The sequence below is a fragment of the Nostoc sp. NMS2 genome, from assembly GCF_017115105.1.
Lineage (GTDB): Bacteria > Cyanobacteriota > Cyanobacteriia > Cyanobacteriales > Nostocaceae > Nostoc.
Map to the genome: position 1 here is coordinate 17,071 of NZ_JABXKH010000104.1, position 10,042 is coordinate 27,112.

Here is a 10,042-nt window from a genome sequence, read left to right on the forward strand (position 1 = left end):
ACTGCCGATATAGGGGGAAAAATGTCTAGAACGACGAGATACTGGCGACATTGGGATTGGAAATTAAGCATAGCAATTTGGTTGGCGATGAATGGAGCGATCGCCTCCTCTATTAATTGCGCTTCTGCTCAAATTACTCCCGATGGCACTCTCCCCAATAATTCTAGTGTTACAACGATTAATGACATCAATATTATTGAAGGCGGAAGCCAAGCAGGAAAAAACTTGTTCCACAGTTTTCAAAAGTTTTCTGTTCCTACTGGCGGTACTGCTTTCTTTAATAATGCTGCGGGTATTCAAAATATCATCAGTCGGGTAACGGGTGGGTCAGCTTCTAATATTGATGGGTTAATTCGCGCTAATGGTACGGCTAACCTGTTTCTAATTAATTCCAATGGCATTATTTTTGGACCAAAAGCTAGCCTGGATGTGAAGGGGTCGTTTGTAGCGACGACTGCGAGTAGCCTAAAATTTGCAGATGGCAAAGAATTTAGCACAACTACTCCCCAAACTACGCCTCTGCTGACTGTGAGTGTTCCCATCGGTTTGCAGTTTGGCGAAACTCCCAAGAGCATCATTAATCAATCTCAGGCAACCAATAGTAATGGAGAACCTGTTGGACTGCAAGTGCGACCTGGTAAAACCTTAGCACTGGTAGGTGGTGATATTACGTTAGCAGGAGGACAGATGACGGTATCTGGAGGAACATCGGCAGCTGGAGGACGAATTGAACTCGGAAGTGTAGCTGGGAATAATTTAGTCAGGCTTAACCCAACCAACAAAGGCTGGGCATTGGGATATGAAGGTATTGAGAATTTTCTCGATATCAAATTATCACAGCTAGCTGTTATCAATGCAAATGGTAATGGTAGCGGTGATATCCAATTACAGGGTAGGGATGTCAACATCACTGATGGTTCGCAGATTCAGGCTAATACCTTGGGTTCAAAACCAGGCGGAACTTTAATTGTTACTGCAACTGAGTCGGTGAATGTAATTGGCACATCAGCAGATACTACCGAACCCAGCCGTTTAACAGCTCAAACAAGTGGTGATGGAACTGCTGGAGCCTTAGCTATCACTACCAAAAAGTTAATTCTCAGAGATGGGGGAGAAATTTCTACTACTGCAACTTCGCGCAACAAAAATGGGACAGCCGGGAATCTTACTATCCGCGCTTCGGAATCGGTTGAATTGATGGGAGAAACAATTCGGGAAACACCAGAGAAGACATACCAAAGCCGCTTAATAACTAATACGTATGGTAGAGGTTCGGCAGGAGACTTGAATATTACCACTGGTAAATTAATTATTAAGGATGGAGGGCAAGTATTCGCTGGTACTCAGCCTCGTAGTATGGGTTCGGGGGGGAATTTAACTATTAGCGCCGACTCAGTTGAAGTGATTGGAACATCAAGCGATCGCAGATCAATTGATACCACTGAGGTCAGCCGAATCACAAATCAAACTTCCGGCGCTAGACGTGCAAAAACATTGACAATTACCACCCGAAAGTTAAGCATCCGGGATGGAGGACTTATATCTGCTGCTGCTGTGTCTCGTAGTAGTGACCCGAATAATTTAAGTTTCGGGCAAGGGGGAAGTTTGAATATAAACGCCTCCGACTCAGTTGAGGTAATAGGAGGATTAGCTAATGCTGTAGAAAAACGTAGCCGCTTGACAACTCGAACTGAAGGTGCAGGTAAGGCAGGAGATTTAACTATTACTACTGGAAAGTTGATTATCCTGGATGGAGCGCAGGTATCTGCTGGTACTACCTATCTTAGTAGAGGCCAGGGAGGAGATTTGACTGTGAATGCTTCTGACTCTGTGCAAGTAATTGGGGAATCATTATATGGAGAAGAGGTTTACAGCCGCTTAACAAATCGGACAGCAGGTAACGGAGATGCCGGAAATTCAACGATTAATACCAAAAAGTTAATTATCCAAAACGGTGGTCAAGTATCATCGGATACTTTGGAGGATGGACTAGGGGGGACTTTAAACGTCAACGCTTCTGACTTCATAGAGGTGAGTGGAAGATCTAAACCGACCTCAGAACTCAAAAATGGTTTTGCTAGCAGGTTATCTGCTACTACTAGCGGTGCGAAAGCCGCAGGAAACTTAAATATTACCACTCCTATATTAATTGTTCAAAATGGGGCTGAAATAACTGTGAGTGGCAGAGGAACAGGGAATGCAGGAGATTTAGCGATCGCATCTGACAAAATCCGCCTGGAAAATCAAGGGAAGCTACTAGCGACGACAACATCCGGTGAAGGCGGCAATATTAAGCTGACTATTGCAGATTTCATCCAGATGCGTCGCAATAGTCAAATTTCTGCTACCGCAGGCATTGCAGGCGCTGGTGGGAATGGTGGGAATATCACTATTAATGACCCTGATAATCGCAGAGGATTTGTTGTGGCTGCTCCCTTAGAAAATAATGACATCATCGCTAATGCCTTTAATGGTCAGGGAGGTAAAGTCCAAATTAATGCTACTGCAATTTTTGGGATGACAGTGCGTAGTCGTGAAGACTTAGTAAGACTGTTTGGAACCAGCAATTTAGACCCTCAAAGGCTACAAACTAGCGATATTACAGCAATTTCCCAGACAAGTCCAACTTTAAATGGTCAGGTAATTATTAATACAGCAGATGTAGACCCAAATCGTGGGTTAGTCAACTTACCTTCCGTAGTAGTTGATACCCAATTAGCACAGGGCTGTAGTGCGGGTAGCTCCCAAGTACAAAGCAAATTTGTGATCACTGGACGTGGCGGCTTGCCTCCTAATCCAGGTGAAGCCCTTAGCACTGACGCAGTGCAAGTAGATTTGGTAACTCTCAAACCAGAAGTAAATAAACCCTCTACTCCAGCAGTTTCTACAAATCCCACTAGCTCTACACCAGCTCGCATAGTAGAAGCTAATAGTTGGGTAATTGCTGCTAATGGTGATGTAATTCTTACAGCGAATGCATACACTCTCACGCCTCATTCTTCCTGGCAAAGGACAGCCGATTGCCGTGTGTTTAATCAACAGCAAGGAGGTTGATATAGTAACTTACACTGTCTATTTTTAGTAAAGACGCGGTGCAAGTCAGGGCAAAAACATGGCAAGGAAAAAATCTAGATTACGGAAAATCAAAGGTCTTTTAAGTGTACTACTGCTTTTGGCTATGTTTTTAGGGGCAGGGTTATTGCCGCCCACATTCGCACATATAACTGCCGAAAAGTCAATTGTTCAAAGCTTGCCTAATGCCCAAAACTTGGTAGAACAAGGAAGAAAGTATTATGAAGCCGAACGGTTTGCTCAAGCGGCTACTTTTTGGCAACAAGCTATCTCTGCATTCAAAGCCAACAAAGATCAACTAGGACAAGCTATGACCTTGGGCAATTTATCATTAACTTATCAGCAATTGGGACGGTGGGCTGAGGCAGAAGATGCAATCACTCAAAGTCTAAATTTATTACAAACTCAAAAAGATAGTTCTCAAGTCTTAGCTCAACTATTAGATATCAAAGGTCGCTTACTATTAATTCAAAATAAAGCTGAAGATGCCCTCAATACTTGGCAACAGGCAGCTAGTATTTATCAAAAACTAAATGACACTAACTCAATTCTTAGCAATCGCATCAACCAAGCTCAAGCTTTACAAACATTGGGATTTTATCGGCAAGCTGAGAAGACTTTAAAAGAAAGTATCCAAATTTTACAAAAGCAACCCAACTCACCCCTGAAAGTTACAGGGTTGCGTAGTCTCGGTAACGTTGTGCAAGTTACGGGAGATTTAAAAACATCACAGCAGATATTACAGCAAAGTTTAGAAGTAGCTGCATCATTGCCAGATAAACAAGCAGTAGGTGATATTTTACTCAGTCTTGGCAACACAGCCCGCGCCCAGCAAGATGTGCCAGCAGCTATAGAATTTTACCGACAATCTGCCAATGCTGCTACTTCAGCAACTACCCGCATCCAAGCTCAAGTTAATGAACTGAAACTGCTACTAGAAACCAAACAATTCTCAGCTTTAACGGCGTTGTCGTCTCAAATCCAAACTCAACTGAGTGATTTACCTGCTAGTCGTACAGCCATTTTTACCCGCATCAACTTTGCCCAAACTCTGACGCTTTACAAAAAGACAATCACTGCCGATACTCCCTCATGGTTGAATATCGCTCAACAACTGTCAGTTGCTATTGAGCAAGCAAGAAATCTAGAAGATAAACGTACAGAATCTTATGCTACTGGTGTTTTGGGTGGAGTGTACGAACAAACTCAACAGTGGACTGATGCCCAAAACCTTACCCAGCAGGCCTTGCTTATGGCTCAAGCTATTGATGCTAAAGATATCGCCTATCGATGGCAATGGCAGTTAGGACGTTTGCTCAAAGTGAGGGAAGATATTAAAGGAGCGATCGAAGCTTACACAGAAGCAGTTGGTAATCTCCAAGCCCTCCGCAGTGATTTAGTTGCTGTCAATTCTGCGGTGAAATTTTCTTTTCGAGAGGAAGTTGAACCAGTTTATCGGCAGTTGGTTGATTTACTTTTGCAATCTCAGGGTAACTCGCAACTTAGCTTTGAAAATCTCGAAAAAGCCAGCAATACAATCGAATTACTCCAAATAGCAGAACTAGAAAACTTCTTTCGCAACAACTGTTTGAATGCTCAAATCCGTAATCCCAAAAAAGATCCAACGGCAGCAATTGTTTATCCATTTATTTTGCCAGACCGACTAGAGGTGATCGTTGAGTTGCCTCAACAGCGTTGGTTGCACTACACTACCCCTGTAGTTGAAAAAGAATTGGAAACTACTTTAGCGCAACTACAGGAAAATCTACCCAAACCACATACCCTGCGACAAGTTCAATCTTTATCCCAGAAGGTTTACAAATGGCTGATTCAACCTGCTGAAGCTGCCTTAGTTGAAACTAAGACTCCTACTTTGGTGTTTGTGCTGGATGGTTGGTTGCGGAATATTCCGATGGCAGCTCTCTACGATGGCAAACAGTATCTAGTTGAGAAGTATAATATTGCACTTACTCCCAGCTTGCAACTAATTGAACCCAAACCATTCGAGAAGGAATTAAAGGCAATAGTCGCAGGATTGAGTGAAGCAAGTTCGGGATTTTCTGCACTACCCAACGTCAAACTTGAATTAGAAGAAATCCGCTCTCAAGTCCCTAGCAGCATCCTTCTAAATCAAGAATTTACCAGCAAAACTTTGCAAAACCGGATTAATTCTCTATCTTTCCCTATTGTTCATCTTGCAACTCATGGTCAGTTTAGCTCCAAGGCTGAGGAGACATTTCTTGTCGCTTGGAATGAGCGTATTTATGTCAAAAAGTTAAATGAGTTAGTGCAAACTCTAGAGCAAAATAGACCCGAAGCCATTGAATTGCTCATTCTTAGTGCCTGTCAAACAGCTGCTGGGGACGAACAAGCTGCACTAGGAATTGCTGGTGTCGCTTTTCAGGCAGGAGCGCGCAGTACGATCGCTTCTTTGTGGAACTTGGATGATGAGTCTACTGCTGTGTTGATGAGTCAATTTTACCAAGAGTTAGCCAACAAAAACCTGACTAAAGCTGAAGTACTCCGTCACGCCCAGTTAGCTCTGTTGCAAAATCCTAAATACAAACGTCCCAGGTTTTGGGCCCCCTATGTTCTGCTAGGTAATTGGCTGTAGTTTTATATCTGGATAAGTATAAATTTCTATAAATAAATTAGCAAATTTTGCGTAAAACTAATGCGAACACAACTGAGAATTATCCAGAGGGGACTTCAACCACCGTAAACCCACACTAATAGTCCCGCATTTCTCACAAGCTCCTTTGCGTTTGATGATGAGTAATAGTAAATACTCAGTAATGAGTAATGAGTAATGAGTAATGAGTAATGAGTAATAAGTGAAGACTTTACTCACTACTCATTACTCCTCCCTTCGAGGTATGGTGAGAAATCCGGGTGCGATTCGTTCAGTTTAAACCTAGAAATAGGGGGACAACTGGCATCTGCTGAGTAACCCACCAGGGTAGAGTTCGCACTTTAAATCCTCAACAGATGACAACTAAATTATCTTGTAGGTGAGCCTAGTAAACTAGAACGGCAAGCCCTACCCTGTAGGTGCAACAGTGACAGCACTATCCCTATTCTAGAGACTGATTATCAAAGGGATAAAGCGGGATAGAAAGGTAGTAACTCCGAACTGTACGGGGAATCCTATCGAGCAAGAGCCTATGAATAAAGCGAAAGCTTGAAGTCTCGTTTAACCATCGAAATTCGCAATGGACTACGACAGTTAATAGTCCAAGCCAAAAGGCAAGGATATGTCGCTGGCAATTTCGGGTTTGACCAGTAAGCACCGACAATAAACCCGGTGGACAGAGGCATTCTAAAGGTTCAACCAAAGGTAATTTGGAACGAAGTAAACCTCAAAACTCTCTCAGGATAGGTCGATAACTGAGTAGGTAATCATCCACAAGAGTTAGAGGTAAGGATTGTCTAAGAAGCCAATGCTCAGGGTAACTCCTGAGATAAGCAGACGTAGACACTTTGACCTAGAAGATAAAAGGTGAAAGTAGTAACATAATGCCTAAAGCCGAACAAAAGTTCAGGATGGGATGGGACAATGACATTCCAATATTTCAAGGTCTTTTCGACTCATATAAATGGGGGGAATTGCCTTGGAAACAAATGGAAAGGAAAGTCCATAAATTACAAACTCGCATTTATCAAGCCAGTAGTCGGGGTGATGTACGCACTGTTCACAAGCTTCAAAAAACACTGCTTAAATCTTGGTCAGCTAAATGTCTAGCAGTCAGGAAAGTAACCCAAGATAACACAGGAAAAAAGACGGCTGGAGTGGACGGAGCAAAATCTCTGACCCCAGAAGACCGCCTAAAACTTGTAAATCAATTAAAACTTGGGAATAAAGCCAAACCGACTCGCAGAGTATGGATACCAAAACCTAATGGGGAAAAACGCCCTCTAGGGATTCCAACTATACATGACAGAGCGCTACAAACACTAGCTAAGATGACATTAGAACCGGAATGGGAAGCCCATTTTGAAATCAATTCATACGGCTTTAGACCGGGAAGAGGATGTCATGACGCTATCGAAGCAATCTTTAACCACATAAAAGGCAAAGCAAAATTTGTACTTGATGCTGACATAAGTAAATGTTTCGACAAGATTGATCACAAAGCACTACTGAATAAAATCAACACATTCCCGTCCCTCAGAAGGCAAATCAATCACTGGTTGAAAGCTGGATATATGGATGGGAAAGAACTATTCCCCACCGAAGAAGGAACGCCTCAAGGCGGAGCAATTTCCCCTTTATTAGCCAACATAGCCCTACATGGGTTAGAAGAACTAATAACCAAGAGATTTCCCCAGAAATGGAAAGGTAAGGAAATAATACGAATAGTACCAGCAGTCATAAGATATGCGGATGATTTTGTAGTTCTTCATAATGATGTTGAAATTATCAAAGAGTGCAAAGAAGCTATATCTGAATGGTTAACCCAAATGGGTCTAGAATTAAAACCAAGTAAAACTAAAATCTCCCATACTCTTAATGAGTTTGAAGGGAACACGGGATTTGACTTTCTAGGATTCACCATACGCCAATTTGAAACGGGTAAATACCGGTCATCTAAAAGCTCTAATGGAAAACCATTAGGGTTCACCACGCAGATAGAACCTAGCAGAGATAAACAAAAACAACACCAAAAGAAAATTGGTGAGGTAATAAAAAGGCACACATCAGGAAGTCAAGTGGACTTAATTCTTGAATTAAATCCGATTATAAGAGGATGGTCAAATTATTACAGCACCATATTTGCCAGCAAGACATTCAATAAAATGGACTTTCTTTCCTGGCAAAAACTCAGAAGTTGGGCGCTTCGTGCCTGTCCGAAAACCAATAAATACAGGGTATTCCCAAAATATTGGAAGAGGATAGGAAACGAAAATTGGAGATTCAGTACTGTTAATGGATTGGTTCTAGCCAAATATATAGATACCAAAACAAAAATCCATATAAAAGTAAAAGGTCAAAAAAGCCCATACGACGGAGATTATATCTATTGGGCATCTCGAATGGGAAAACATCCCTTAATCTCAAGCAGGTTAGCCAACTTACTACAAAAGCAGAAAGGAAAGTGTGAATACTGTAACCTCTATTTCTATGATGGTGACTTGATAGAAATTGACCACATAATCCCCATATCTCAATGTGGAAAAGATGAATACAAAAATCTGCAAGCACTTCATAGGCACTGTCATGATACTAAAACAAATCATGACCGACTGGTGCAAATGACAAAACGCTAGGTTATAAAGAGGAGCCGTGTGAGACGAAAGTTTCAAGCACGGTTTTGAAAGGGAGGATGACAGGGCGACCTGTCATTCGACCCTAACGTAGTGTGACATAACCAAAAGTTTCGCAACTGCTGTTTGCTTAAAGAGGTGCAATGTTTAAGATGAGTATTCGTTGGGGCTGGTTTTTCGGAATTGCAATATGTGGTTCAAGTATTGGGAGTACAAATTGCGCTTTTGCCCAAATTATTCCGGATGGCACTTTGCCTAATAACTCTAGTGTCAAGTTAGAAGGGAACAACAGCATCATTGAAGGAGGAACTCAAGCAGGTGGCAACTTGTTCCACAGCTTTCGAGATTTTTCTGTCCCAACTAACGGCGCTGCTTTGTTTAATAATGCTGCGGATATTCAGAATATTATTAGTCGGATAACAGGTGGATCAGTCTCTAATATTGATGGGATAATTCGTGCTAATGGCACAGCTAATTTGTTTTTGATTAATCCCAATGGAATTGTATTTGGTCAGAATGCTCAGTTAAATGTTGGTGGTTCGTTTGTGGCGACTACAGCGAATGCACTGCAATTTGGAAATATCGGATTTTTTAGTGCTACTGAGAAAAATATCCCTTCGCCGTTGTTGACTATTAATCCTTCAGCATTGCTGTTTAATCAGATTAATCAAGACGCAGCAATTCAAAATAATTCAGTTGCATTTGCAGAAACAGATCCAGCAGGCTTTAGTGCATTTGGTTTACGAGTACCAGATGGTAAAAGTTTACTGCTGGTAGGTGGTAATGTCAGCATGGATGGTGGAGAATTAAATGCTTATGGTGGACGAATTGAGTTAGGAGGGTTAGGCGAACCTGGTACTGTAGCATTGGGTTTAGATGGTGATAATCTCAGTTTGAAATTTCCTGAGAATATTGCGCGAACTTCGGTGTCCCTTACGAATCAAGCTGCGATATATGTAGAAGGCGCTGGTGGCGGTGATATTGGAGTAAATGCCAAAAATATAGAGATTTTAGAAGGAACTGTCCTAAGTGCTGGTATTGGGCAAGATTTGGGGACATCTGAAACTGTTGCAGGAAATATTACACTGAATGCTACTGGGGAAATTAGAGTTGCTGGTGGAAGCGGAGTTCTTAATCTTGTGCGTTTGGGTTCACAAGGTAGTGGGGGTAAGATTACTATTGATTCTGGCTCTCTTTTGTTACAAGAAGGCGCTCTACTTAATGCCTCAACCCTTGGACAAGGCAATGCAGAGAATATCAATATTAATGTTGCTGGCACTGTTGATATTGCTGGCGATAGTGCGATTTTTAGCAATGTTGAAACAAATGCAGTTGCTAATGGGGGTAATATTACAATCGATTCTGGTTCCTTTTCGTTACAAGACAAAGCTCAACTTCAAACTTCAACATCTGGACAAGGGAATGCAGGAAATATCACAGTGAGTGCAAAAAATGCTGTTACCCTTGTAGATGCTTCCATCTTCAGCACAGTGGAACCAGGAGGTGTTGGTAAAGGTGGTAATATCGACATCAATGCTGCGACTCTATCACTAATTGATGGCGGGCAACTAGTAAGCACTACTAGTGAAGCATCTACTACCCAACCAGCAGCGCGGGGAGATGCGGGGAATATTAATGTGAATGTTACTGCTTGGGGGGAGACAAAATAGCCTGAAAGAGCTACAGGGTAAAGAATATGGCAATT

General features: G+C 42.0%; 4 protein-coding genes. All 4 read left to right on the forward strand.

The genetic code is table 11. The features are described from left to right. The first annotated feature begins 21 nt into the window (after positions 1-21). Complete coding sequence (locus tag HWQ36_RS18980) at positions 22-3,054, forward strand: S-layer family protein (RefSeq protein WP_292705229.1); 3,033 nt, start codon at positions 22-24, stop codon at positions 3,052-3,054. Between the two features lie 58 nt (positions 3,055-3,112). Further along, the gene (locus HWQ36_RS18985) at positions 3,113-5,686 is read left to right on the forward strand and encodes a CHAT domain-containing protein (RefSeq protein WP_292705230.1); all 2,574 of its coding nucleotides are present in this window, start codon (positions 3,113-3,115) and stop codon (positions 5,684-5,686) included. Positions 5,687-6,588: 902 nt separating this feature from the next. Further along, the gene (ltrA, locus tag HWQ36_RS18990; protein ID WP_292705231.1) at positions 6,589-8,340 is read left to right on the forward strand and encodes a group II intron reverse transcriptase/maturase; all 1,752 of its coding nucleotides are present in this window, start codon (positions 6,589-6,591) and stop codon (positions 8,338-8,340) included. 149 nt (positions 8,341-8,489) lie between these two features. Further along, positions 8,490-10,007 (forward strand): filamentous hemagglutinin N-terminal domain-containing protein, encoded by a 1,518-nt coding sequence (locus HWQ36_RS18995; RefSeq protein WP_292705232.1) that lies wholly within the window; start codon positions 8,490-8,492, stop codon positions 10,005-10,007. The last annotated feature ends 35 nt before the right edge of the window (positions 10,008-10,042 follow it).

What these genes read in the sequence shown, in the direction of transcription:
- HWQ36_RS18980 (WP_292705229.1), top strand. Translation starts at nt 22, where the DNA reads ATGTCTAGAACGACGAGATACTGGCGACATTGGGATTGGAAATTAAGC.
- ltrA (WP_292705231.1), top strand. Translation starts at nt 6,589, where the DNA reads ATGCCTAAAGCCGAACAAAAGTTCAGGATGGGATGGGACAATGACATT.
- HWQ36_RS18995 (WP_292705232.1), top strand. Translation starts at nt 8,490, where the DNA reads ATGAGTATTCGTTGGGGCTGGTTTTTCGGAATTGCAATATGTGGTTCA.
- HWQ36_RS18985 (WP_292705230.1), top strand. Translation starts at nt 3,113, where the DNA reads ATGGCAAGGAAAAAATCTAGATTACGGAAAATCAAAGGTCTTTTAAGT.